Here is a 962-nt window from a genome sequence, read left to right as displayed (position 1 = left end):
TATATCTTGCATCTGTAGTAGTTTTGCCCTGGTGGATTTCTAATAAAAGTCTGGAATCTTGGGTTATTTATTGGTGGAATACTAACCAATCCGAAACTTTTTTGAATGATATTCAAGAAAAGAATATTCTAGAAAAATTTATAGAATTAGAAGAACTAGTCCTCTTGGACGAAATGATCAAGGAMTACTCGGAGACACATATACAAAAGCTTCGTATAGGAATGCACAAAGAAACGATCCAATTAATCAAGATATACAACGAGKATTTTATCCATACGATTTTGCATTTCTCGACAAATATARTCTCTTTCATTATTCTAAGTGGTTATTCTATTCTGGGTAATGAAGAACTCGTTATTCTTAACTCTTGGGCTCAAGAATTCTTATATAACCTAAGCGATACAATAAAAGCTTTTTCTATTCTTTTATTAACTGATTTATGTATCGGATTTCATTCCCCCCATGGGTGGGAACTAATGATTGGTTCCGTTTACCAAGATTTKGGRTTTGTTCATAACGATCAAATTATATCTGGTCTTGTTTYTACCTTTCCAGTTATTCTAGATACAATTTTWAAATATTGGATTTTCCGTTATTTAAATCGGCTATCTCCGTCACTTGTAGTGATTTATCATTCAATGAATGATTGACAAATAATCCACTCAGATTAATCCAATTCGAATCTTTGTTACTTTGGAGTTGTACAKAAAAAGGAATTGCAAATCGTACTTACTCTTTCTATTTCTACTTATMTCGGGGATTCATCCTATATTCTATAAATTCTATATTATTTTAGTCAAATTATTCCAGTAAATACCAGAATCGTGGATAGGGAACTATACTAGTGACCTATTCCAATTTATTGTAGAAATTTTCGGGATCAATGATTGGMCCATGCAAACTAGAAATACCTTTTCTTGGATAAAGGAACAGATTACTCGATCCATTTCCGCATCGCTCAT

General features: G+C 32.1%; 1 protein-coding gene. It reads left to right on the top strand.

Features of this window, described 5'->3' with window-relative positions:
- On the top strand, positions 1–650 hold a 650-nt coding region (locus tag EIZ48_RS31510; protein ID WP_160658745.1), incomplete at its 5' end, for a chloroplast envelope membrane protein CemA.
- Positions 651–962 lie beyond the last annotated feature (312 nt).

Origin of the sequence: Photobacterium alginatilyticum (assembly GCF_009910675.1) — a bacterium.
Classification (GTDB): domain Bacteria; phylum Pseudomonadota; class Gammaproteobacteria; order Enterobacterales; family Vibrionaceae; genus Photobacterium; species Photobacterium alginatilyticum.
This window is presented reverse-complemented; position numbering and strand designations above follow the sequence as displayed.